The organism is Undibacterium sp. Ren11W, from assembly GCF_049340485.1.
Classification (GTDB): Bacteria; Pseudomonadota; Gammaproteobacteria; order Burkholderiales; family Burkholderiaceae_D; genus Undibacterium.
In genome coordinates, this window is the sequence record NZ_JBMPPB010000002.1 from 263,014 (window position 1) to 288,237 (window position 25,224).

Here is a 25,224-nt window from a genome sequence, read left to right on the forward strand (position 1 = left end):
CTTACGGACGTCCGCGTCGGCTGCCGTGTTCTCTTTGTCTGGCTAGCGTTTTGGTGGCGACGAAAATTTCGCGCATAAAATAGATGAAGCTGCCAACCAGTGCCAGAATGCCACCGACAAACAAGGCCGCGATGATATTATCCAAGCCCAGACTGGTGGCATCGGCCAGAAATAAAGTGGTAATGACCAGGCAGATTAGCAAGCCGCAAGAGGTGCTGAGCGTGATGGCGCGGTTGATCAGATGCGAGCGCTCATACAGTTCATCGAGCTCTTCTCGTAAGCCCGGCTTTAAGGGGGCTCCGACCTCTTCCGGTATCAGATCTTCCAGCACTCGACAGCGATCGATGATGCGCGCCAGACGATTGGTGAGTACCGTCAGCGTGGTACCAACGCCGGTTAGCAAAAACACCGGCGCAATCGCGAGCTGAATAATATGGCTGACATCGCCCAGCTGTAAAGTGATCAAAACATTTTCCTGTCTGCCTAAGTTCTACGAATACCTAATTCTATCAGGCAGAGAGGAAAACGTAATCAGGAAGCCGGTTTTATTGGCAAGCTCAGTTCTACTTGCAGGCCGCCCTCCGGCAGATTACTTAGTTGCAGGCTGCCGCCGTGTTGCTGTGCGATGTTCTGCGCTATCGTCAAGCCCAAGCCAGTGCCGCCGGTATGGCGCGAGCGCGAACTTTCCATACGATAGAAAGGTTCGAACACTTTGCTTTGCTGATCGACTGGTATGCCGCTGCCGCCATCACGTATCAAAATATGAATGTGTTTATTGCCGGCCACTTCTACAGTTTCCATGCTCAGTCTGGCGTAGTGGCCATATTTGACCGCATTGTCGATCAGGTTGTTCAGGCAGCGGCGCAGCGATTGCGGTCTGGCCATTACGGTCACGCCAGATTCTCCGCTCAGAGTCACATCCTGGCCGGCGTCGCTAGCGTCGATGCAGACACTGTCTAGCAGCGAGTCGAGATCGAGTGCCTTCAAAGGCTCGTGGCTGTCCATGCTGCGCGCCAGATCCAGGCCTTCTTTTACCATCATTTGCATGGCAGACAGATCGCCGATTAATTTGTCACGCAACTCCTGATCATTGACTTTTTCTAGCCGCAAACGCAGGCGCGTCAGTGGCGTTTGCAGATCATGAGTAATGGCCGCCAGCATCTGCGTGCGCTGTTGTATGTGCTGACGTATGCGCGCTTGCATGGCATTGAATGCCTTGGTCGCCTGCACAATTTCTGTCGTGCCTTGCTCGGGCAAAGCGGGACGGTTAATGTCGTGACCGAGATCGGTCGCCGCTTGCGCCAATTGGTTTAAGGGACGCATGGTCATGCGTGAAACCAGATAGGCAAGTACCGCGATGATGGCTAAGAATAGCAGCAAATACAGAAAAAATTCATTGTGTAAAGGCGGCATAGGATTACGCGGCGGCAAAATCATCAGCCGCAAAGCGCTGCCATCATGCAGGGTGATGCCTAGCGCTTCGCAGGGAATATGCTCTTGCTTATATTCGTGCGGCCTTTTCGGGCAGTCTTCCAGCTTTTGCGGCAAGGAGATCACTTTAAAGGTTTTGCCCAGTCTTTCGCTGAGCGTCACGGCATAGGCCGACTCCGGGCCTTGATCTGAGCTCACTTGCGGCAGGGTGGTAACGCGCAAGCCAAGTCGTGGCGCGGTTGCCAGAAAGGCTTGACGATTGGCCGCTGGCAGGGCATCCATCGCCAGTACCAATTGTTCGGCGCGTTCTACTGCGTGCGAATCGCGAAATTGCGCAATGGTTTTTTGCCGCTCACCAAAGGTCAGCCAACCTGTCAGCAAGGTGGCACTGACCACGCCGAGTAACAAAATGGCGAACACCCGCCCCGACATGGATTTAAAAATGTTCATAAACTTTACTCTGCAGTAACCGTGACTGCCAATACATAGCCGCCGTTACGTACGGTTTTGATGATTTGCGGAGTACGCGCATCTTCTCGTAATTTTTGACGCAAGCGGCTGATCTGAATATCGATAGATCGATCAAAGGGATCGGCATCCCGGCCATGCATAATATTGAGTAACTGATCGCGGTTTAAAACTTGATTTGGTTGCTCTAAAAAAATATTCAGTAAACGATATTCGGCACCGGATAAGGCGACCACCATTTCATCCGGGCTGATTAAATGACGCGCGGTTAAATCCAGAGTCCATTCAGCAAATTTAAGTTTTTGTACTTCGGCACCATTGCCGTCATGCAGAACTGAGTTACTGCGTCGTAATACGCTGCGTATGCGCGCCAAAAGCTCACGAGGTTCAAACGGCTTAGATAAATAATCGTCCGCTCCCATTTCCAGACCGATGATGCGGTCTAGCGGTTCGCTCCTGGCGGTCAGCATAATCACAGGCATATTTGATTTTGCCCGCAAATTACGGCACAGGGTTAAGCCATCGTCGCCAGGCATATTCAGATCGAGCACTAGCAAATCGAATTTATGTTCATTCAGTGTGGCCCACATCGCCAGGCCATCGGCGGCGGTCATGGCGATATAGCCATTAAGCTCGAGGTAATCGGCCAGCAGGCTGCGTATTTCGCGGTCATCGTCTACGATGAGTATCTTATTTGGGGTATCCATGCTTCTCATTATCGGTGCACCACTCTCTCAGTGAAACTTTGATTTTGTATCGCTTTGTTAGCTAAAGCTCGGTTTGAAACAATGCGCAACAATAGGCTAGGGTATCTGAGTGGCTCGTTACACTGCGATACAAAGCTTTGATCTATGACACTTGTCTGCGCGCTGTTTGCTGCAATATATGTCATGTGCAGGGCACAGTAGGCAAACAAATGCAGCGATGCAAGCATATTGCCTGAATCAATCCACCATATCAAAGGAAGATCATGAAATCATTGAAAAACAAATTCTTCATAGGCTTGACTGCAGTTGCCATTACTGCCGCAGGCGGCGTGTTTGCTCAAAATGCAGGGGTGGGCATGGGCGGACCTGGCATGCATGGCCCTGAAGGTGGGGATCACGCCAAAATGCATGAAAAAATGAAGGCAGGCATGGAAAAACACCAGGCGCAATTACATACGAAGCTTAAACTCACAGAAGCGCAAGAGCCAGCCTGGAAAACCTTTGTTGCAGCAAGCACCCCAACTGCCATGCCGACTCCGCCTGATCGCAAGGAAATGGACAAGTTGACGACGCCCGAACGCATGGAAAAAATGTTGGAACGCGGCAAAGAACATCAGGCCAAGATGCAGGAACGTCTGACTGCCTTAAAAACTTTTTATGCAGTGCTGACGCCTGAGCAGCAAAAGATTTTTGACGATAGTCACCGCAATATGCGTCATCATTTTATGCAGCACAAACAAGCGCCTGAGCCAGTTAAACCGAGTAAGTAATACCTTAATGCTTAGAAAAATGGCTGAATGCGGAGCTTGCGCATTCAGCCATTTTTCTTTGAAACTAGATACTGAAATCGGAAGCGGAGTTGGAATTCCAGCTTTGTATCCAGCCTATCAGATCGGCTTCTATCATCGGTCTGGCGATTAAGAAGCCCTGTCCTTCATGGCAACCCATTTCGCGCAATACCTGCCAGTGATGTTCGGTCTCTATCCCTTCGGCAATCAGCTGCAAGCCTAGTTTTTTACCCAATTGAGTGATCAGTTCTGCGATGCGCGGGCCATCCGGCGTATCAATTTGATTGACAAAAGCGCGGTCAATTTTGAGTCTGTCTACCGGCAACTTATCCAGATAGCTCAATGAGGAGAATCCGGTGCCAAAGTCATCAATCGCGATTTGTATCCCCATTTGCTTAAATTTGATCAGCGACTCTTCAAACATTTCGGCTCCCGCCATGGTGACCGATTCTGTGATTTCCAATTCCAGAAATTGCGGCTGTAAGCCAGTATCGCGTAATGCTGACTCTACGATATGTATGAAGTCCGGCTGGCGAAATTGTATGACTGAGACATTCACCCCCATTCTATCGGGAGCCAGACCGGCTTCTTGCAATAGCACCATAGTGTGGCAGGCGGTGCGTAAAACCCAGGCGCCGAGGCTGATGATCAAGCCGGAATGCTCGGCCAGGGGAATAAAATCGTTGGGCGGTATCATCAGGCCCTCATCGGTACGCCAGCGCAATAGCGCCTCAAAACCGATCAGACGCCGACTGTTCAGATCGACCTGCGGTTGATACGCCAGAAATAGACGATCGGCATCAAAGGCCTTGTGCAAATGCTGCATTAAACGTGCCCGCTCGCGTATCTCTATTCCCATTTCACGGGTAAAGATCGTATGTGAGCCACGCTGATGTCCCTTGGTACGTTTGAGCGCGATACTGGCGTCTTTTAAAGCGTCGGCTCCAGTGTTGCCATAGCCGTCTAGCGCTACGATACCCATAGACATAGAGACGCTATGGGCCGTATCTTCGATCAGGAACATAGTGGAAAACAAGGCTTGGAGTTTGTCCGGCTGTAAAGCGTCCTGGTCCCCAAGTAAGCCGAATACATCACCGGAAATTCGCGCCAGAAAAATATCCGCTCCGAGATTTTCCTGCAGACGGCTCGCCACCGCTCTGAGCATTAAATCGCCATAGTGATGTCCAAGAACATCATTAATTTCAGCAAAATCGTCGATATCGATCAATACCAGCATTTTCTGTATCAATTGCTTTTGCAAGACATCGTCGATCTGTTCTATGAACTTCAGACGATTTGGCAGCATCAGCAACTGATCGCGATACGCGTGACTCTTGAGCTGAGTGACCAAACCCAAATTATCCAGGCAGACACCCAGATTTGAACAAAATACTTCTAGCAACTGTTGATCGATTTCATTCAGCGCATACGGTAGATCAATATATGCAGCGACCGGTCGATTGCCTTGCCCAGCAAAATACAGGGTCATATTTTTTTGGGTGAACAAAGATACTCTATGGGTCAACGCATGTTTGAGTGAGTCGCGTATCTCGACGATCTCAATATCGTCGATAGGACAATTCATTAGTTTACTATATTGACCGGCCGAAGCGATCACACTAAATCGCGTGGTATGACCGGTCTGATCGGGGTAGTCGCCCTGGGCGCATAATAAGCCCTCGGGAGGCACTCCACATAGGGCCGCGATCTGAGTTATCACCCCGGCGGCGAAACCATGTATGCCATCTTCGACTGAAAACGAGGCGCTGGAAACGATGATCTGATGCAGGCCACGACGACTAGCATCGATGGTGCGAATTTGATCGTAAGAGCGGATCGCAGCGGTCAGCGCCGTTAGCAGTTTTTTGCGGGTAAGTTCGTTCTTGGTCTTGTAGTCATTGATGTCGTAGTCACGGATGGCATCTTCTTCTGGCGCATAACCAGGTTGTCCGGTGCGCAAAATGATGCGGGTATCACGCCATGCCAATTCGTCGCGGATGAAACTGACCAGCTCCAGACCGGCTTGTTCGGTCTCCATCACAACATCGAGCAAGACTACCGCAATATCAGATTCGTGCGCAAAACGTTCGCGGGTTTCGGCTTTTGAGTAAGTATGGATAAATTCGAGTTTGCGATTGAGAATTTTGACATCAAGCAAAGCAAATTCGGTGGCGCGATGTACATCTTCATCATCGTCGACAATCGCAATTTTCCAGACACGTTGAGCTAAATGAGTGAGGGCAGGATCTGGGACATCTTCTTCGATGAAAAGCGCATCATCGTCGTGACCAAATGTAGTGTTTGACATGTTTTTCCCGAAAAGATAGCACGCTCGCAAGTACTTTTAATATACTGGTTTTACTCATACTTCCCCAGTATATAGCATCCTCTTTGTTGTGCAACAGGAAATTTTCTGTCTGTATTTGGACTTACTCAAAACTGTTCCAGCTAGGCAAAGCGTCGATGTGCATCCAGTCCGAGGCCCGCGCCTATGCTGCCAAACAAATCACCTTCGACTTTTTTTGCGCCTGGTACCATGGCTGCGATGCGTTGACGTAAGCCACGTACCCCGCTAGAGCCGCCGGTAAAAAATACCGTGTCGATTTCTGCCGCTGTAACTCCGGCGTCGTCTAATACTTTCTGTATGGTCTGGGCGATCTGTTCCATCAGGTGGGTAATCGCCGCTTGAAAACCTTGTTGTTCCAAATTCAGCACACACTCTAAGGCGGCTCCGGTCTTGCTGCGCAATCTATCCAGATGTAAACTGATGCGGTCCTGATCAGATAGCATGATTTTGGCTTCTTCGGATTTAATCGCCAGCCAATGTCCGTCGCGCTGTTCCAGCAGAAATAAAAATCTTTCCAGGCGTATCCGCAAATCATCGGTATTCGCATCGCGGTAAATGTCTTGCATCTCACGCGTCACTTTTTGGGTATACAACAAATTAATCGTATGCCATGTAGCAAGATTAAAATAATGTCCTGAGGGAACTTCAGTGCCATTCGCCAGCTTTCCACCTAGGCCCAGCAGAGGCATGATCTGAGTCAAACTCAGATATTTATCGAAATCGGTACCGCCTATGTGGACGCCGCCATTGCCTAGGATATCGCTATGCCTTTCGGTATGGGTACTGCGTTCTGGCGACAAGCGCACCAGCGAAAAATCTGAGGTACCACCGCCGATGTCGGCAATCAAGACCAGTTCTTCACGTTCTATTCTTGATTCGTAATCGATCGCCGCTGCGATCGGTTCGTATTGAAACGATATGTCTTTAAAACCCACTGCCAGTGCGATGTCTTCCAGGGTATTTTGCGCGATCCTATCGGCGTTTTTATCGTCATCGATAAAATGCACGGGACGGCCAAACACTGCCTGACTGAAAGTTTGCCCGGCAGACTGCTCCGCTCTACGTTTTAATTCGGCGATATAGTGACCTAATAGTTGCCGAAACGGCAGGGCACGGCCTTGTACCTCGGTCTGGCCTTCAATCAGACTGGTTCCCAGCAAACTTTTCATAGAGCGCATCAGACGCCCTTCATAGCCAGCCAGATACGATGTCAGTGCTGCGCGGCCATAGTTGACCTCGTCTTCATCGGCATTAAAGAACACCACCGAGGGCAGGGTAAATTTGTCTTGTTCTAATGTGAGCAGAGCCGAATGTCCCGGCCTATGCCAGCCTACGGTCGAATTCGAGGTACCAAAATCTACTCCACATGCGTGTGACATCAAATTTCCTGGCTGCTTATCTTAAAACGGGCGCAGATTATAGACGATATTTGCCCATTCAATGGATAAGCTCCGCTGCTGCGGGTGGATTGTGCCTCACTACCAACAATTGATCGATGCGGTAATGGTCAATGTCGACCACCTCAAATTTGTAGTTGGCAAAATAAACACAATCTGTGCGCTTAGGAATTTTTTTCAACATCGTCATCATGAAGCCGGCAATGGTTTCATAATTTTCCTGATCAGGCAGCCCATCAATCGCCAAGGCTCTGCAGACATCTTCTACCGTCGTAGCACCATCAATCAGCCATGAATCGGCATCGCGCTGAACGATCTGGCTCTCCATAAAAGGATGGAGTAAGGTACCCATCAGGGTACTCAACACGTCATTGAGTGTGATGACACCAACCACCATCGCGTATTCGTTGAGTACCACGGCAAAATCTTCACGAGTGCCTTTGAAATGCTCTAATACTTCCGATAGCGTCAAAGAATCCGGCACTACCAGGGCGGTGCGCAAGGATAATTCTTGTACCTTGGAGAAGGCCTGGTTGGTCAACACCCGCTTGAGTATGTCTTTGGACTCGACATAACCGACCACGGTATCGATCTGGCCGTCACACACCAGAAATTTGGCATGGGGGTGTTCGGCAATTTTTTGGCGTATCACGATATCGCTGTCTTGCAGACTGAAATACACTATATTGTCGCGCTGCGTCATGGCCGAAGGGACGGTGCGGTTCTCGAGTTCAAATACATTACCGATGATGCGATGCTCGCGCGCTTGCAATACTCCGGCTTCAGCACCTGCATCGACTACTGCGTAAATGTCATCAGAGGTGATCTGCTCATCGCGCGTGGTAGACATATTAAACAATTGAAAAATTAGATTTGCCAAGCCGTTAAATACCCACACCAAGGGTTTAAAAATGCGCACACACCACAGCATAGGACCGACCACATTCATCGCTACCGACTCGGGCGCTATCATCGCCATTTTTTTGGGAATTAGATCGGCAAATAAAATGAACAATGAGGTAACAAATAGAAACGAGCTCATAAAGCTGGCGGTATCGACCCAACTGGTATTGCCAAACACAGAATGAAATACACTGGAAAAATACGGGGTCAGGGCTTGCTCACCCAAAATACCACCGAGTATCGCCACCCCGTTCAGGCCAATTTGCACCACAGTAAAAAAATGCCCGGGTTGTAATTGCAAGGCCAGGACCTTGGCTGCACGCAGCTCGCCCTCGGATTCCAGCACCTGTAATTTGACCTTGCGTGCGGCCGCCAAAGAAATTTCTGACATAGAGAAAAACGCACTGATGATAACCAGTAAGGCGATGATGAGAAAGTGGTCGAATAATGCCATGTGCTCTCCGGAAGAAGTCGTATTGGCGAACATCATATACTATTGGATTTTTAGCCTTGGCTAGCAAAATTTCTGTACGTCGAAACTTGCTCAATCCGCAGCACTGACCAGCAATCAATCGCAATAAAAAAAAGCGGGCTCCTTTACAGAGCCCGCTTTTATTTATGATTGGGGTAATTTACTTAGTCGCTAAATGTACATTCACCTTATCGAGCACCAGTTCTGGCTGCTCTGCCTGAGCCGTGGTTTCATTGTTCAGACATTGCTGCAAACGCGCCATGTCTACATCTTTACCCCACTGGCCGACTACGATAGTGGCGACACCATTGCCGATCAAGTTGGTTAAGGCACGTGCTTCCGACATGAAACGATCTATTCCCAAGATCAGCGCCAGGCCAGCCACAGGGACGCCGCCGACTGCAGATAAGGTTGCGGCTAGCACGATAAAGCCGCTACCGGTAATTCCTGCCGCGCCTTTGGAGGTGAGTAGCAAGACTGCCAGCAAGGTAATCTGCTGCATGATGCTCATCGGCGTGTTGGTGGCCTGGGCGATGAATACTGCCGCCATGGTCAGATAGATAGATGTGCCATCCAGATTGAAGGAGTAGCCAGTAGGGATCACCAGACCAACTACCGATTTTTTAACACCCAAATTTTCCAGCTTAGCCATCATGCGTGGCAACACCGATTCAGATGAAGAAGTGCCCAGTACGATCAGCAATTCTTCTTTGATGTACTTGATGAATTTCCAGACGCTAAAGCCATGTACTTTAGCGATAGTGCCGAGGACGACAAAGATGAATAACAGGCAGGTTAGGTAAAACGAGCCCATTAGTTTACCCAATGACAGCAAAGAACCGACACCATATTTACCGATAGTAAATGCCATCGCGCCGAAGGCACCGATGGGCGCTGCCTTCATAACGTAACCGACTATGACAAACAAAACGTGTGAGAGTTTTTCTATGAAATCAAAGATCACGGTGCCGCGGCCACCGAACTGATGCAAGGCGAAGCCGAACAGAACGGAGAACAACAAGACCTGTAAAATTTCGCCTTTAGCGAAAGCATCAACTACGGTACTCGGGATGATGGACATAAAGAAATCGGTCGTGCTCTGCATCTTATTGGGGCCGGCAAATGCTGCGACCGCCTTGGTATCGAGTGTACTGACGTCGATGTTCATGCCTGCGCCTGGTTGCAATACATTGACCACGATCAGACCGATGATCAGTGCCAGCGTACTGACGACTTCAAAGTACAGCAATGCCATGCCACCGGTTTTGCCGACTTTTTTCATGTCTTCCATGCCGGCGATACCGATTACGACGGTGCAGAAAATAATCGGGGCGATCATCATCTTGATGAGTTTGATGAAGGCGTCACCCAAGGGCTTCATGGCCGCGCCAGTTTCTGGATTAAAGTAGCCCAGCAAGACGCCGATCAGGATGGCGGTAATTACCTGGAAGTAGAGTGATTTATATAGCGGCGGCTTATTCATCCGATGTCTCCATAGTGTTATTGTCATGGTGGGCGTGTTGCAGACATCAAGACGACGGAACGTTTCAATAATGTGTAACACGAGGACGCGAATTGCCGTCTGTGCTTCATTATTGAAAAAATTTGGGCGTCGCGCTATTGTGACTTTCCACATCTGCAGTAGGTAGAAATCACTAGTGAGGGAATCAGATATTGTCTAAACAGACAGATAAAAGCAGGCCAGCAATGTGTTAGTGCTGGCCTGTTTTTATGCTTCAAGCCGAATTTCAGTCAGAAAAAATCAAGCTGCCGCACTTAATTGTTTTTGTACTAATTGGTGAATGATATTGCCCAGGGTGCGCAAAGCCAGATCCAGTTCTGCGCTGAAGTGCATGCCGCAATTGAGACGCAAAAAGTGATTGAAGCGGTTGGAATTAGAATACAGTAAGCCGGGTGAAACCAAGATGCCATGCTCTAAGGCAGCCTCAAACACCGCCTTAGAAGAGAGTTGATTCGGCATCTCTACCCAAATAGAAACGCCGCCATTGGGCACGCTGAGACGGGTGCCAGACGGGAAATAGGCGGCGATCGCTTCGGCAGTTCGTTCACGCTGCACGCTCAGGGTGGCACGCAGACGTCGCAAGTGACGGTCATAGGCGCTCGACTGTAAGAATTCGGCCACGACTAATTGTGAGAGTTCTTCGTTGTAGCGGGTTTGTGCATATTTCAGCATATTCACACGGGCGTGCCAGCGTCCCGCCAGCATCCAGCCTATTCGCATCCCGGGCGCCAAAATTTTGTGTAGCGATGCGCAGTAGATGACATTGCCAGAGCGATCCCAATGCTTTGCCGCCGTCGGTGGCAGATCGGCGTTCACTAAGGCTCCATACGAATCATCTTCTATCAAAGGAATATGCTGCTGCTCGCACAAGGCCACCAGCCTTTGCTTGTGCAGGTCGGGCATGATGCTACCGAGCGGGTTTTGTAAGTGTGGCACCACTACCACGGCCTTGATGTTGTCGTAAGTTTGCATCGCCAACTCCAGCGCCTCTATCGAGATGCCAGTATGCGGGCTGGTGGGGATTTCCAGGGCCTTCATCCCCAAGCTTTCCAATACCTGTAGCAAACCATAAAAAGTCGGCGACTCGACTGCAATCACGTCACCAGCTTGCGCCACTGCGCGCAAGGCCAGATTTAAGGCTTCTATGCAGCCATAGGTAACAATCACTTCGTCTGGAGCCGCGCTAATGCCATAGTCTAGCGCGCGTTTTGCCAGGGCACTCTTTAACTCTTTATTCCCGCCTGGGGCGATCGCCTTGGTCAGCAGATGCGGTTTGTTACGCAAGATGCGTATCGCCAGATTTCTTAGTTCAGTTTCCGGATACAGATCGGGGGCACCGGTGGCGCGTGCCAGATTTACTTTAATCGGACGCTGACCCTGCGCGATGATGGCCGAGACGCGCTCATGGATGCCGACATATTGGGCCGGGTCGATAGGCGTACCAGAAGCCGGTTCGGCTACTGGTACCAGCTGCACGCGCTTAGGGTGACGCACAAAATACCCGGAGCGCGGACGCGCCTCCAGCCAGCCCTGAGTTTCCAGATGACGACACAATTGCAAGGCAGTTGACAGGCTAACCTCATGCAAAGCCATCAGTTTTCGCACCGAGGGCATACGGTCGCCCGGCGTCAATGCGCCGCTTTTAATTGCGTTCAAATAATGCTGCGCCAGGCGTTTGTAGAGTGTTTGAGTATCCATGTTTGTATGATCCTCTGGCCATTACAGCGTGAATAGATACAGTTGCGACTAAATCAGACAATAACAGATCTAAAAAAAAACAGCTGATACGATGCAGTTAGCAGTTTTCTGTGTCTGTTATGCCTGGCCAGTCGGCGCTATTCTGTAGTCACTCTTACACCAGTAAACAAGGCGGGCAGCATGCATATCACGACTTTACGCACAGGGCAGGTTTGGAATTCTTATGTAGTGGCAGGCAGCAAAATCCATTTGACGGCTGGTGCCATCAGTCTGAGCGAAGCGCCGATCTGGGGCGACGCGCACGGATTTTTTCATGAGACTGTTTTGCAGGAAGGTGCCACCTATCAGGTGCAGCGCAGTGGCTGGCTGTTGATCAAGGCCAGCAAAAATACAGAATTTCTTGCGGAATCACCCGAGCCGGCTAGCTGGCGAAGATTATTTGTTGCGTCAAAACGGTCTTTTCAGCGCTTGTTTAGCTTAACTGCCAAAAAATTCCTTCATCATAAAGCGCTCTAATTCTGCGCTATCCTGAGGCCGCGCCGAAAGATTAATCACGCGGCCCAAGCGTTGCGATTCCCAGTTGAAATCGCCTTTGTAGTGGGTGCGTATCAGTTCTATCATGCGTCGTATGATGGCCAAATCGACATCGCCACCCAGGCCAGCATCGACTTCGATTACCTGCCTCCAACTATTATTCGCATTCCCTGGATTCCAGCCTCGGAAGGAAAAACTGGCAGTGCGGGTGCTCTTACTGATGATTTGAAATACACCATTGGTGCCTTGACGACCATTCGCTTGCTGCATGCTGCGTTTGACATTGGCTTCTGCCACTTCTTGTGGGCTCAAGCCGCGACTGCCTTGCTGGGCTTGTTGATTTTCTTGTGCCGCGTTTTCTTCCTGCTGACGGCGTCGTTCGCGCGCTGCATTGAGCATGCTCGACATATCCATGCCTTGTGGTGCGGTGCTGTCAGGTGGAGGTTGCGGGGTCGCTGCCTCAGCGATCAAAGGCGTGATGCGCTTAGGCTGAGAAACTGGCTTACTCAGCACCGGTTTGGTCTGTGCCTTCTTGGGTTCTGCTCTGGCTGCGGTCGCCGCTTTCGGGGCATCAAACATCAGCACGATAGGGCTTTGCGGACTTTCAGTATTGCCTTCTTTTTTTTGTGTTTTTAGATGCAACAAGTAATACAGTAGAAAAGCATGCATCAATACCACGAGCAAGATCCCCAGCATATTGGCTGGACGGAAACGGATATGCAGATGGATTTCGCCCGGTCTTATCTGTTCGTCTTCGGGTGGTTCGATGTACAACTTCATGTGCGATAATCAATTTTGCAGCAATTCAAGTCGGCAAGCATACCCTAAACTACTGTAGCGCCAAGTAACAAAGCTTTGCAAATTACGGTTAATTTATAAAAATGAAATTTTACTGCAAAAAAAAGCACCTAAGCCTACCGCAAGGCGCACAGCTCCTCAAATATCGATAAAGTCATTCAAAATGCACAATCCTGCCATCCTCTATCCGGTTTTTGCCCTGGCGGGTTGGACTGCGCTGGTGCTCTTGTTAATCCCTTTCTTTCGTGTTCGCGCCGGACTAAGGCGCGAGATCGTCAGCGATGATTTTAAATATGGCGAATCGGCCAAAGTCCCCGCCTATGTCAGTATTTCTAACCGCAACTATATGAATTTGCTGGAACTCCCCGTCTTGTTTTATGTGGTTTGCCTGATGCTGTATATGACTCAGCTTGAGACTCAGATGTCGCTATCAAGTTCAACACGAATGCTCGCACTAGCCTGGACCTACGTAGGCTTACGCGTTGTTCATAGCATTATCCATTTGAGCTATAACGCGGTGATGCACAGGTTGACTGCATTCGCATTGAGTAATGTCGTATTGATAATCCTGTGGATACTCACCGCCCTGCAGATCGCCCACATCCAGGTCTAGGTTTTAAAATAAGTTACATGGAACTTGTTTGTCGTTAAAGATTGAGGAATACTTGACCTGACTAAAGAAAATCGCTATTTCAGCAGCACTTGCTGAGAACGCGAAATGCTCGCCAACAGCAATTGCATCAGAAAGTTTAGAAATGCGAATAAGAAACGGCTTGATAGTAAGCTTATTGCTGTTGCTCACCAGCCATTTAGCAAGCGCCAAAACGTCCATCGTCTTATATTCTGAGGAAGGCCAAAAACCGTTTTCGTATCAAGAAAACGGAGCAGTGAAAGGCGCTTACGTAGACAGCCTTGCCAAAATACTCAAAAAATTGCCTGACTATGAGGTCAAAATTAAATTGGCCCCGTGGGGGCGCGCTATCGCTGAAGTCGAGCATGGTGAGAGCGCCGGCATCCTTGGGGTCTATTACCGTCCCGATGAACGGCCCTTTTTAAATCATTCCAAGGCTATTTATCTGGAAGAAGTAGCGGTCTACTGTAATCGTGAAGCTATTAAAAATCGTCAATTTAAACAATTTCCCGACGATTTTGCAGGAATGAGCTTTGGCAATCAAAAAGCCTATCTGGCACCAGGCGCTGCGTTTTTCGAATTTGCCAAACAGGGGAAAATTAAAATCGTCGAAGGAATCGAGTTTCCCAATCTGGTAAAGAAAATGCTGGTGGGAGAGCTGGACTGTGTGGTCAATCCGGATCTGGTGATACAAATGACCTTGAAAGATTTGGCCGTTGCCGGTTTGCCGGAGAGAATGCAAGATAAATCGAGTCTGGTCATGAAGACCAAGCAAGAAACGGTACATATAGGTTTTAGTAAAAAATATGAAGAGATGCATCCGGAATTGAAAAAATTCCGCCAGCTATTTGATTCCGTGATCAATAAATAGAGCGCCGGAAATACCAGAGGATTGACTGCCAGTACTTTTTGGTAAATTTTTCTAGTACCGTTCCTACTTCACGATGACAGGGTAATAAAGATGAAGTCAATACGTCTGCGCTTGATCGTCTTGTTCATCGTGGTCACCACGGCGACCTTAAGCGCTTTCGGTATTTATGCCCAACACCAGTTATCGAAAGAACTGGAAACGCGTTTCGCGCTCCAGCAACAAGAAGTACTGAGCCAATTGCAAACAAATTTGGCTTATCCGGTCTGGATCTTGGATCGAGACCTGATCCTAGCCAAGCTCGAAGGCGTGCTGACAGCGCCCGAGGTGCAGGCCATCTACCTGCTTGACCCTATACGCCACGATATCATTGCCGGGATTAAACGCGATACCCGCGGTGTTCTGGAAATGTCCGCCAAACTGACTAAAGCGAGTGCGCTGGTAATCCGCAGCGACATCTATCCGCCACCGCATATTGATGACCTGAGAAGGCGCGCCAGTACCGCACAGATAGTGATCTATTTTTCGCGTGAACAAATCGATAAAAAACTCAGCCTGGCATTGTCGCAGCGCTTGATCGAAGTGCTGATCATGGACGGTATTTTGCTATTGATGCTAATACTTAGTTTGCGTATGGTCTTCATTCCGCTACGCGGTTTGCGTGACGCTCTGAACCGTCTGGCCTCAAATAAGGCTGAGGAAGCAGATGAGCTGCCCTACCTACAATTGAGTGAATTTGATCAGGTGATCGATGCCTTTAACCGGACCTTAAGCAAACTAAGATTGATTATATTGCGGCGCAGTCAGGCCGAAGAGATGGCGCATGATGCGTTGGAACAAGTGCGCGCCGCGCAACAGCAGTTAATGCGCAAAGAGAGGTATCAGCGCGCCTTACTCGACAATTTTCCTTTCGCGGTCTGGCTCAAAGATACCGAAAGCCGCTATCTTTCGGTTAACGTCGTGTTTGGCCGTCTGTTCGGCATAGACAATACCGATGAATTAATTGGAAAAAATGATTTCGATATCGCGCCACCAGCCATGGCAGAAGGCTATCGCGCCGCTGATCAGGAAGTGCTAAGCAGCAGAAAAAATATCTACATTGAAGAGCAGCTCAGTCATGAGGGGCACACCTCCTGGGTCGAAACCTACAAGGCACCGGTGATTGACGATCAAGGTGAAGTTTACGGTACGGTCGGGTTTTTACGTGACATCACAGAGCGCATGGCGGCAGCGGAAGAAATTAAACATCTGGCGTTTTATGATTCACTGACCCGACTACCAAACCGGCGCTTATTGCTAGACAGGCTCAAACAGGCGTTGGCAGCGAGCTCGCGTAATAATCGCCACGGCGCTTTATTAATGGTCGATCTGGACTTATTTAAAAATCTCAACGACATGCACGGGCATGACATGGGCGACCTCTTGTTGCAGCAAGTTGCTCTGCGACTGAGCACTTGCATCCGTGAGGGCGACACCGTATCTCGTTTTGGCGGTGATGAATTTATTGTGATGCTAGAAGGTCTGAGTGGTAGCACAGCAGAGGCGGCTGCCCACACTAAGGCTATCGGCGAGAAAATACTCGCGGCCTTGAATCTGCCTTATCAACTGAGTACCCATCAATATCAGCTTAGTGCCAGCATCGGTGTCACCATGTTTAATTCTCAGGAAAAAACAATAGAAGAATTGATGAAGCAAGCTGACATGGCGATGTATCAGGCGAAAAATTCTAACCGCAATATGTTGTGTTTCTTTGATCCGCACATGCAGCATGCCATAGAGCAGCGCACCAAATTAGAACTGGAGTTGCGCCAGGCTCTGGCGCAAAATCAATTTGAATTGTATTACCAAATCCAGATGAATAGCGCGCACCAAGCCTTGGGTGCCGAAGCCTTAATCCGTTGGCACCATCCTGCAAACGGTTTGATGTATCCACAGGAATTTATCCCTTTGGCTGAAGAATCTGGGTTGATATTGGGGTTAGGCTACTGGGTGATGGAGAGTGCCTGCGCCCAGATCAAGCTCTGGCAGGAAGATACTCTGACACGCCAGTTGGTGCTGGCGATTAATGTCAGTGCCAAACAATTTCGGCAAACGGATTTTGTAGCACAAGTGCAAGAATTGCTGCGCAGGTATGCGATACCCGCCAAACTACTCAAATTAGAACTTACCGAGAGTCTGTTGCTAGACAATATAGAAGATACGATTAACACCATGAATGACCTGAAATCTATGGGTTTGCTGTTTTCTCTCGACGATTTTGGTACCGGTTATTCATCGCTACAATATCTAAAACGTTTGCCGCTGGATCAAATCAAAATCGATCAGTCCTTTGTCCGTGATCTGGCGACTGATAGCAACGATAAGGCGATCGTGCGCACCGTCATCGCGATGGCGCACAGCCTGAATCTGGATGTGATCGCCGAAGGGGTGGAAACCGAAGAGCAGCGACAAAGGCTAAGTGAAAAAGGCTGCGGCCACTACCAGGGCTATCTGTTCAGCAAGCCCTTGCCGATACAGGATTTTTTGATCTTATTGAAACAGAACTGAAGCAGAGCTGGAGCAGAACTGAGGCAGAACTGTACCAGCACCAGGGAGCTTCTAAAAACCAGTTAATTGGGATGCAGCGCAAGGCGCATACCGGAGCAATACGTCGGTATTGCGAGGATCGCATTGAACAATCGACGCCGCGCTGCGCCCGAGTATAGGGTTTTTAGAAGTTGCCAACAGGCCGGAGACGCATATCCCATGCGGTCTAGCAGCCAGGCAGGCTGGAGAGGCGCATGGAATATGCGCGCTGGCCGGGGTGAAAAAAATTAGACAAACCCCAAACTAAGTCTCGTCATCCACAGGTTCAAAATCGGCCTTGTCGCGCACGGCGCAACTTGGACAGCAAAAACTATCGGGAATAGCTTGCCACAGCGTGCCGGGGGCGTAGCCCTCATGCGGCTCGCCCTTATCTTCATCATACTGGTAGCCACATTCCGGGCATTGGTAGATGCTCATGCGGCACGCTCCACGCCTGCCGCGTTTTCTGCGGCGTGCTGCAACTGGTAACGGCGCATCAATTGCGTTTTACGATGTGGATCAAAATTGATACGGCTGGCGTCATATTCCACCACTTCCAATAAACGTTGGTTCATCAGGTAAAACCACAGCGGCGGCACATAGCTGACCAGATACATGCCGAAATAACCGCTAGGCAGACGGGGCAATTGTTCGAAATGACGCAGCGACTGATAGCGCCGCAAAGGGTGGGCGTGATGATCAGAATGGCGTTGCAGGTGAAACAGCGCCCAGTTGGAAAAAATATGATTACTGTTCCAGGAGTGATGTGGCTGGCAGATCTCATAGCGACCGGGCGCACGCTGCTGGCGCAGCAAGCCATAGTGTTCGATATAGTTGGCCGAGGTCAGCTGAAAATTCGCCCAACACGACACCGCCAGCAAGAACGGCAGGACCGCTACGCCCAGCCAAAGTGCCAAAGCGCTCCACAAGGTGATGGTAATTAAGGCGGGCTGGAGTATCTCATTATGCAGCGACCATAGTGGCTGGCCGCAACGTTGCAGGCGGTCTTTTTCAAGCGCCCAGGCGCGCTTGAAAGCGCCCGGAATCTCGCGTAGTACGAAGTGGTAAATACTCTCGCCCATACGTGATGATGCCGGATCGGCAGGGGTTGCTACGTCGCGATGATGACCACGATTGTGCTCGATGAAGAAGTGACCGTAGCCGCTTGGTGCCAGGATGATCTTGGCCAGCCAGCGTTCTAGCTTGGTGTTTTTATGCCCCATTTCATGCCCGAGATTAATGCAAAATCCGCCCACCATACCGCCTGTGATCACCATCGCCAATACACCATGCCAGGGTAATTCATGCTGCATTACAAACCAGGCCGCGAAGATAAAGCCCGCCCAGAGTACCGGCACCAACAGAAAAGTAATCCAGCGGTAGTAAGGATCCGCATCCAGCATGGCTACCGCGCTCTCAGGCGGATTGCTCAGGTCTTCGCCCAACACGTAATCGAGCACAGGCGCGATCACATACATAAAAAAAGGCATGATCCACAACATGTGTACGTCATTGGTGAGCAGCATCAGCATCGGGCCAAAGCCCACCGCCAGTGGCACCAATAGTGCCAGTAGCCAGGCATAACGTTTGCGGTCGCGGTAAGTACTTGAGTGTTCTGCCGCTGCAACACCAGCTGGCAGCGGTTTACGTGTCTGATTCATTTTGTCGGTCTCCCTAGGTTTTCTATTTGTGTTCAGAGTGTCGGCTTTGTGGGATTTTATTAACACCGTTGCAAGTGACAATAAATCGTCATAAACTGCCAAATGCTTGATTACTGTCGTCAAATGACGACGAACACCGATTCAATACCGTACGCGAACTTTGATGCCTCCAAACCGTCCCGCCCAAATTTGCAGTCTGCATCCGGCCTACGCCCGACTGCTGTATGTGCAGCTACGCGAGCATGGCGTGGATGCCGATGCGGTGCTGGCAGAGGCCGGCTTACGCTGGACCGAGTTGGCCAGCGATCCGCGTGAACTTAATCTGGCTACCTTTGAGCGCCTGATACTGGCGACTCAGCGCCGCTACAATTGTCCCTGGCTAGGGCTGGAGTTGGGTGCGTATGGTCAAGTCTCAGTGCATGGTGCAGTCGGACATGCCGCCATTTCTAGCGGTAGCTTGCGCCAGCTATTGCAGACCATCGCACAGTACGGACAACTGCGCGCCGACACCTTTGCCTTCGCCTATCATGAACGCGAGCAGCCAAATCCTATGGGTCGTCTGGACGTGAGTGAGCGCCTGGAACTGGGTGCTGTACGCCAATTTATGTTGGAGGCAGTCTTAGCCACCTTGATGCGGGTATTGGAAACAGCGCTGGGAAATGTGTTTGCAACGATGCGTGTCGATCTACCGTTTCGTGCACCGCCCTGGGCTGATCAATACCAACGCTTTGGAATCGGTGATGTGCGTTTCGGTAGCCAGCGCCTGAGTTTTTATTTTCCACCAGAATTACTCGATCAGCCTTGCCTGACTGCCGACTGTAATTCGTATGAATTGGCACGCAAGGAATGCGATCGCGCTTTAGCTGATGGGCTACAAACAGCGCTCACGCAACGCGTCAAAGAGCTGTTGCATGCTGCTGGCGATGGCGCGCTACCCGAGTTACCGCAGATCGCGCAACAGTTACATGTCTCGCCGCGTACGCTGATGCGCAAACTCAAACTGGAAGGCAGTAGTTATCAAGGCCTGCTAGACGCCAAACGCAAAGAGCAGGCGATCTGGCATCTGCAGCATAGCAAAGACAGCATAGAAATCATCGCCGAACGCCTGGGGTATCAGGACACCTCCAACTTTAGCCGCAGCTTTCGCCGTTGGTGCAGCGTCAGCCCCAGCGAATTTCGCAAGAATCATTTGTCCTGAATTCGCGTAAAATTTTTTTTGCTGCTGATCTGGTGGCTCGCTATGCGCTGTGCACGCGAGTCGGCAATTTCAGCAGCCCCAGCGCCATGGCGGTGGCGATTAACACGGTAGAGATACCGATCACGGTGCCCGGAGTGATGGGCTCATTCAATAACAACCAGGCCCAGACCGAGGCAGTAGCTGGCACCAGAAAAGTTACGGTGATCGCCTTGCTGGCACCCTCACTGGTGACCAGATGAAAGAACAGGCCATACGCAACGCCAGTGCAGATTAGCCCCAAAAACAACACTGCCAGACTCGCGTGCAGGGTGCCAAATTCTAGTGCATGCGGGACGCCGGGCAAGGCAAACGGAAGCAGCGCCAGTGCCGCCGCGCACTGACTACCTGCGGCAGTGGCAAGCGAGGGAATTTTGCCAGCATGCATACGGGTATACGTTGCTGCGAAACCATAATTGATGGCCGCTCCCATACCAGCCAGCACGCCTAAAATCAATTGTGGTGTGATTGCGGTTGGACCTAGCCCAACCAAGACCGCCACGCCGACCAAGCCCAATAAAAAAGCAGCGATGCGCAGCGGCGTCAGGCGCTCACCCAACATCAGAAAACCAAATACAGCAGTAAAGATAGGTGCCAATGAGTTCATGGTCGCCATATAGGCCGAGGGAATGTACAGCGCCGACCAGGCAAACAAACTAAACGGTATCGCGGTATTGGCCAGACCTACCACCAGATAGAATTTGGCATTACGACGCCAGGCCATATCCACCCCGCGATAACGCGCAAATAAATACAAGGCCAGCGCACCGAGTCCGGCCCTGCCAAAGGTCGTTAGCATCGGTCCAAACACTGGCGCGGCGATACGCATCAGCATAAAGCTGGTGCCCCAGATGAGGCTGAGTAAAAGGAGTCGTACCAGGTTGGAGCTAGACATGATGAACTTAAGTTGTCGCCAATAGGCGTAGGTCGCCATCATAAAGAACCCGTCCGCTGAAAGCGAACGATATTTATTGACAAGTCATGTAAGGAAATCTAACAATAAGCGATGAACACGACCTCACTCAATGCGCTCAGCAGTTTTGAAGCGGCTGCCCGCCATCAAAGTTATACCTTAGCAGCGGCAGAGCTGCACATCACGCATAGCGCGGTTAGCCAGCAAATACGCAATCTGGAAACCTCTTTGGGGCTGGCGCTGTTTGTGCGTCGCGGCCGGCAGATGCAACTCACCGAAGCTGGAGCCGCATTGCAGCAACAGATACAGCCGGCCTTAACTCAAATCCAAAGGGCTCTGAGCGAAATAGGTAAGAGCCAGCATGCACCGGCGATTACGGTATCGACCTTGCCCTCTTTTGCTACCTCCTGGTTAGTGCCGCGTCTGAGTAAGTTCCAAAAACTACAACCGGGTGTCGCGGTACGTATCCATGCCTCACAAGAAATCCGCGATCTGGAACGTTCGGCGACCGATATCGCGATTCGCTACGGCCTTGGCAATTGGCCTGGCTGCGATGCCGAAAAATTTTTGGAGGACCGGATTTTTCCGGTTTGCAGCCCAAATTTTAATAAGGGCAAGCTGCCAAACAATATCAATAACCTAAAGCGTTATCGCTTGCTATGTGACGACTGTCCGCTAGAGTGGAACACCTGGAGCGCGCTAGCCGGCTTGGACAGTGCCAGTTTTAAACACGAAACCTATTTCAGCGACAGCAATTTAATGCTGGCCGCCGCCATCGCCGGGCAAGGCATCGCGATAGGCCGCAGCAGCCTGGTGTCGGCCGATATTGCGGCCGGCCGTCTGGTGCGCCTGTTTGATATCATTGCGCCCTCGGATTACGCCTACTACATGGTGACCGCCAGCCGTAAAAAGAAAAGTCCGACTGTGCTCGCATTTGAGCAATGGCTAAGACGCGAAGCTGTGTTGTTCGAGAAAAGAAATAAGCAAAACCCTCAGTCTATCTTTGCCGTCACGAGTTGAAACGCTTGCGTAGCCAAATAAGTTTTTCTCCCCTGCCACCACGCATATTCCATGCGCCTTGCAGACCAGGCAGGCTGGAAACCCGCATGGAATATGCGCACTGGCAGGGTCGTCGTTTTCTCATCGCATTAGTTGCAGAGGCAGCAAGCGCTCACTTGATTTCTCGATTGCTCTCCCCATCTGTTGCACTTAGTTTATCCATTTACCTGATCCTGCAAGCTGCGCATGCCGACTTTATTCAAAACTATTCGTTGTCGTGTCTCTGGCTTACTGGCACGACTAGGCCCGTATCAAAGCCAATCCTTGATCGATTATCCTTTTGCGCGTAGCGACGTTGCCATGTTGCAGCGTTGTACTGTCCAGCCCGAGGATGCCTGTATCGATGATCAAAGCTGGAATGATCTTCTGCTGGATCAGTACAGCGATCATATTGCGGTGAAGGTAAGCATCTTCGGACAACAACTGCTGCACCGGCGGCTACGCCTAGGGCTCAGCAATGAGGCTAGCCATACTCTCTGCGCCAGGCTGGGTGAACTACAGAATAATTTTGCACTAAGGTCAGAACTACAGAACCTCTGCCGGCCGTTACGCGAGAGCGACACCGAGATCAGCGCAATGCTGTTCGGCACACAAGCGCTACATGAGGTTCCTGCCTGGGCCCGCTATCTGTGGATGCTGCCCTGGTTGTTACCGGCATCACTCATCTTAACGATCTTGACTCCGTGGGCCTGGATCGGCGCAGGCACTGCAATATTTTTTCTGTTATCGCTACAAAGCAGCTTTTTCATGCGTGTGCACGTCTGGAATAAGGCTATCAAGTCTGTGCAATTGATGCTGGGTGTGGCGACCAAACTGGGCAACCGTAGCGAAAAAGAACAGAGCGCATTCACCGCCAGTTTTATCGCCGACAATGTGCGCGCCAGCAAAATTAACCGTGCGCTGAGCGATCACCCGGAACTTAATCTGATACCGGCCGGACGCGCCTATTACGACTGGTTTGGGTTAGGCAATGTGCGGCATTATTTTAAAAGTAGGGACACAGTCTTGTTGCATCAAGATTTTTTGCAGCGCTGTTTTCTGCGTTGCGCCGAACTGGAGGCGGATCTGGCGCTGGCCGCGCATCTGAATACTGTGGAACGGGTCTGTTGGTCGGAGCGCAGCGTAGACAGGCAGATGATGCTGGAACAATTTGTCCACCCCCTGATGCCGGATCCAGCACCTTTGTCCATACACTTAGACGGCAAGGGCGCGTTTATTTCTGGCCAAAATGGCATAGGAAAAAGCACCTTGCTGCGCGCGCTTGGACTCAATCTGATCACGGCACGCGCCTTTGGTTTTTGTTATGCGCATAGCGCCAGAGTGCCAGCCTTGCCGGTGTATGCCAGCATGCAAAGCGAAGACTCTTTGCTCGGCGGCGAGAGCCTGTATATTGCCGAGCTCAGACGCGCGCGCGAACTGCTCGCCTCCAGCCTAAGCCCGCAGCGCGGCATCTACCTCATCGACGAAATATTTCGCGGCACCAATCACCTGGAATCGATCTCGGCCGCCGCCTCGGTCTTGCACGCACTGGCGGCGAACGCGAGCGTCATCGTTTCCTCGCACAATCTGGTGCTGGCCGCCTTATTAAAGCAGAGCTTGCTGCCGCTATGCGTCAGCGCCGTTGACGGCGACCGCAAATCTCTCAGGCTGATGCCCGGTGTGCTGGCCGACACCAATGGCATCGCACTCTTGGCGGCACATGGTTTCGATCACAGCATCGCTCAACAAGCACAAATAGTCGCCTCATGGCTGAGCGAGTATTTACGCCATCCTGGCGATTGCGAACAATTGCTGACTTAGCGCACGCATCCACGCATCACCCCTGCCACCACGCATATTCCATGCGCCTTGCAGACCAGGCAGGCTGGAAACCCGCATGGAATATGCGCACTGGCGATGCCACTTGTAAAATTCTACGAACAGATCATGTCCGCACCGGACAGGTTTTGGATCACATTCGTCCTACCCTGATGACCCGTTTTGTTCCGCATTGAGCGGGCTCGAAGTGGCATGTCGATTCGCCAGTAATAGCAGCTGTTTATGTCTAGGCGATGACGACAGTAGCGAAAAAATTAGATGTGACACTCTATATCCTTGCTGCCTAAAAATTCATCAGTCGTGTTTCAATACCTGACGAAAAATTTCGTACACAACACTAGCAAACGACGATTCATCTTCCACTATTTCAAGGACCTTCCCATGAAATCAGCATTAAGATTGACAGTACTCGCATCTGCATTTTGTATCGCTCTTCCCGCTTTAGCGTTTCAGCAAGAGACCCACCGTCGCATTGCGATGGATGCCGTCAACTTCATGAAAAACAACCCTGACAAAACCAACTACTCCAAGTTGGCAGCCGGTCTGGCACGCGCCGGTTACACGGTAGAGCAATTTGCCACCGCCATGGGGCAGGGCGCCTACGATGTCGACGATTTCGCCGACACCTATATCTGCGGTGCCACCACTGGCAATTGCCAGTTGGCACCAGTCTGGGGCGCAGCGCAAAGCATCGTCAAGTACACCTCGTATTGGCATTTTCAAAACCATACCGCAGGACCTGACGTGCATGGCAATCCCTTTGGTGGCTACAATTATGCCAAGCTGACCGTGGCCGGCGACATCGATAATCTGGCCGCTGCCTGGTTAGTCGGTGATTACCTTGATGATGGTGCGGGCGGGCTCAAGGGCTGGTTCGGCGACAGCAGCAAATACAATACCTATGGCATCACCGAGGCGCACTATCGTCACGGCGGCAACTCTAACGTCAACCAATATGCCGATTTTGAAAAGGCCCCATTTCAGCCTATCGACAATCTGGCGCAATACTGGTTTCAGCAGTTTTTGGCCAAGCCAAGTTTGCAGAGTCTGGGCTTTGTGATGCATTCCACCGATTTATTGCAACCGCATCACACCTGGACTACTTCGGCCAAAAACCACTCTGGTTGGGAACAATGGGTCAACGATTATTACTACAGCCAAAACTTGAATGACGTCAGTCTGGTGAACGCCGCGCTGGCAGACTTTAATCCTTTGGCAGCCAATGCTACCGACATCCGTCCGTTGCTGACTGAAGGTGGTACTTACTCGTATCGCGTGGGCGGCATAGTCTTGTCGTCGACCGATCAAAACGACAGGGTGCGGGTAGCTAAGCAGGTGGTACCGCATGCGATTGCGATGGTCGTGCACGTTCTGAATCGTGCCGCCGAACGTCTGTCCAATTAAGATGAA

General features: G+C 50.7%; 22 protein-coding genes. 10 read left to right on the plus strand and 12 right to left on the minus strand.

The genetic code is table 11. The features are described 5' to 3' along the window. Window position 1 precedes the first annotated feature (1 nt). The 3 genes from ACO0K8_RS07810 to ACO0K8_RS07820 form a co-directional block, all read right to left on the minus strand. On the minus strand, window positions 2–463 hold the full coding sequence (locus ACO0K8_RS07810) for a DUF2721 domain-containing protein (protein ID WP_422946260.1): 462 nt from the start codon (window positions 461–463) through the stop codon (window positions 2–4). Between the two features lie 68 nt (window positions 464–531). Continuing rightward, window positions 532–1,881: an ATP-binding protein gene (locus ACO0K8_RS07815; RefSeq protein WP_422946090.1), complete on the minus strand. Its 1,350-nt coding sequence runs from the start codon at window positions 1,879–1,881 to the stop codon at window positions 532–534. Window positions 1,882–1,886: 5 nt separating this feature from the next. Then, a complete protein-coding gene (locus ACO0K8_RS07820) occupies window positions 1,887–2,606 on the minus strand; it encodes a response regulator (protein WP_422946091.1) in 720 nt (239 codons plus the stop codon). A 263-nt stretch (window positions 2,607–2,869) separates the two neighbouring features. On the opposite strand from ACO0K8_RS07820, the gene ACO0K8_RS07825 reads away from it, so the two are divergent. Further along, window positions 2,870–3,376, plus strand: a complete 507-nt coding sequence (locus tag ACO0K8_RS07825; RefSeq protein WP_422946092.1) for a Spy/CpxP family protein refolding chaperone — start codon at window positions 2,870–2,872, stop codon at window positions 3,374–3,376. 64 nt (window positions 3,377–3,440) lie between these two features. On the opposite strand, the gene ACO0K8_RS07830 is transcribed toward ACO0K8_RS07825, so the two are convergent. The 5 genes from ACO0K8_RS07830 to ACO0K8_RS07850 form a co-directional block, all read right to left on the minus strand. Next, a complete protein-coding gene (locus ACO0K8_RS07830; RefSeq protein WP_422946093.1) occupies window positions 3,441–5,702 on the minus strand; it encodes a bifunctional diguanylate cyclase/phosphodiesterase in 2,262 nt (753 codons plus the stop codon). Between the two features lie 140 nt (window positions 5,703–5,842). Next, entirely contained in the window at window positions 5,843–7,120 is a 1,278-nt protein-coding gene (locus ACO0K8_RS07835; protein ID WP_422946094.1) for an Hsp70 family protein, read from the minus strand. Window positions 7,121–7,178: 58 nt separating this feature from the next. Next, the gene (locus ACO0K8_RS07840; protein ID WP_422946095.1) at window positions 7,179–8,495 is read right to left on the minus strand and encodes a hemolysin family protein; all 1,317 of its coding nucleotides are present in this window, start codon (window positions 8,493–8,495) and stop codon (window positions 7,179–7,181) included. 178 nt (window positions 8,496–8,673) lie between these two features. Beyond that, window positions 8,674–9,996, minus strand: coding sequence for a dicarboxylate/amino acid:cation symporter (locus tag ACO0K8_RS07845; protein WP_422946096.1), 1,323 nt, complete (start codon window positions 9,994–9,996; stop codon window positions 8,674–8,676). Between the two features lie 279 nt (window positions 9,997–10,275). Next, window positions 10,276–11,733, minus strand: a complete 1,458-nt coding sequence (locus ACO0K8_RS07850) for a PLP-dependent aminotransferase family protein (RefSeq protein WP_422946097.1) — start codon at window positions 11,731–11,733, stop codon at window positions 10,276–10,278. A 180-nt stretch (window positions 11,734–11,913) separates the two neighbouring features. Here ACO0K8_RS07850 and ACO0K8_RS07855 point away from each other — a divergent pair, with 180 nt between their 5' ends. Next, window positions 11,914–12,249, plus strand: coding sequence for a hypothetical protein (locus ACO0K8_RS07855; protein WP_422946098.1), 336 nt, complete (start codon window positions 11,914–11,916; stop codon window positions 12,247–12,249). On the opposite strand, the gene ACO0K8_RS07860 is transcribed toward ACO0K8_RS07855, so the two are convergent. Beyond that, the gene (locus ACO0K8_RS07860; RefSeq protein WP_422946099.1) at window positions 12,211–13,047 is read right to left on the minus strand and encodes a hypothetical protein; all 837 of its coding nucleotides are present in this window, start codon (window positions 13,045–13,047) and stop codon (window positions 12,211–12,213) included. The genes ACO0K8_RS07855 and ACO0K8_RS07860 overlap by 39 nt on opposite strands. A gap of 181 nt (window positions 13,048–13,228) precedes the next feature. Between ACO0K8_RS07860 and ACO0K8_RS07865 the strand changes: the two genes are divergently transcribed. From ACO0K8_RS07865 to ACO0K8_RS07875, 3 genes are all read left to right on the plus strand, one after another. After that, on the plus strand, window positions 13,229–13,678 hold the full coding sequence (locus tag ACO0K8_RS07865; protein ID WP_422946100.1) for an MAPEG family protein: 450 nt from the start codon (window positions 13,229–13,231) through the stop codon (window positions 13,676–13,678). Window positions 13,679–13,838: 160 nt separating this feature from the next. Then, entirely contained in the window at window positions 13,839–14,567 is a 729-nt protein-coding gene (locus tag ACO0K8_RS07870) for a substrate-binding periplasmic protein (protein ID WP_422946101.1), read from the plus strand. 90 nt (window positions 14,568–14,657) lie between these two features. After that, on the plus strand, window positions 14,658–17,111 hold the full coding sequence (locus tag ACO0K8_RS07875; RefSeq protein WP_422946102.1) for a putative bifunctional diguanylate cyclase/phosphodiesterase: 2,454 nt from the start codon (window positions 14,658–14,660) through the stop codon (window positions 17,109–17,111). Window positions 17,112–17,393: 282 nt separating this feature from the next. On the opposite strand, the gene ACO0K8_RS07880 is transcribed toward ACO0K8_RS07875, so the two are convergent. Beyond that, complete coding sequence (locus ACO0K8_RS07880; protein WP_422946103.1) at window positions 17,394–17,567, minus strand: rubredoxin; 174 nt, start codon at window positions 17,565–17,567, stop codon at window positions 17,394–17,396. Then, entirely contained in the window at window positions 17,564–18,790 is a 1,227-nt protein-coding gene (locus ACO0K8_RS07885) for an alkane 1-monooxygenase (protein ID WP_422946104.1), read from the minus strand. Before ACO0K8_RS07885 ends, ACO0K8_RS07880 begins: the two co-directional genes overlap by 4 nt. Before the next feature lie 163 nt (window positions 18,791–18,953). Between ACO0K8_RS07885 and ACO0K8_RS07890 the strand changes: the two genes are divergently transcribed. Beyond that, window positions 18,954–19,988 (plus strand): AraC family transcriptional regulator, encoded by a 1,035-nt coding sequence (locus ACO0K8_RS07890; RefSeq protein ID WP_422946105.1) that lies wholly within the window; start codon window positions 18,954–18,956, stop codon window positions 19,986–19,988. Between the two features lie 40 nt (window positions 19,989–20,028). Here ACO0K8_RS07890 and ACO0K8_RS07895 read toward each other — a convergent pair whose 3' ends face one another. Further along, window positions 20,029–20,919: a DMT family transporter gene (locus ACO0K8_RS07895; protein ID WP_422946106.1), complete on the minus strand. Its 891-nt coding sequence runs from the start codon at window positions 20,917–20,919 to the stop codon at window positions 20,029–20,031. A 111-nt stretch (window positions 20,920–21,030) separates the two neighbouring features. Between ACO0K8_RS07895 and gcvA the strand changes: the two genes are divergently transcribed. The 4 genes from gcvA to ACO0K8_RS07915 all read left to right on the plus strand — a co-directional run bounded on the left by gcvA (window position 21,031) and on the right by ACO0K8_RS07915 (window position 25,218). Continuing rightward, a complete protein-coding gene (gene gcvA / locus ACO0K8_RS07900) occupies window positions 21,031–21,957 on the plus strand; it encodes a transcriptional regulator GcvA (protein WP_422946107.1) in 927 nt (308 codons plus the stop codon). A gap of 225 nt (window positions 21,958–22,182) precedes the next feature. Beyond that, window positions 22,183–23,796: a MutS-related protein gene (locus ACO0K8_RS07905; protein WP_422946108.1), complete on the plus strand. Its 1,614-nt coding sequence runs from the start codon at window positions 22,183–22,185 to the stop codon at window positions 23,794–23,796. A gap of 41 nt (window positions 23,797–23,837) precedes the next feature. Beyond that, window positions 23,838–23,990: a hypothetical protein gene (locus tag ACO0K8_RS07910; protein WP_422946109.1), complete on the plus strand. Its 153-nt coding sequence runs from the start codon at window positions 23,838–23,840 to the stop codon at window positions 23,988–23,990. A gap of 205 nt (window positions 23,991–24,195) precedes the next feature. Then, on the plus strand, window positions 24,196–25,218 hold the full coding sequence (locus ACO0K8_RS07915; RefSeq protein ID WP_422946110.1) for a phospholipase: 1,023 nt from the start codon (window positions 24,196–24,198) through the stop codon (window positions 25,216–25,218). The last annotated feature ends 6 nt before the right edge of the window (window positions 25,219–25,224 follow it).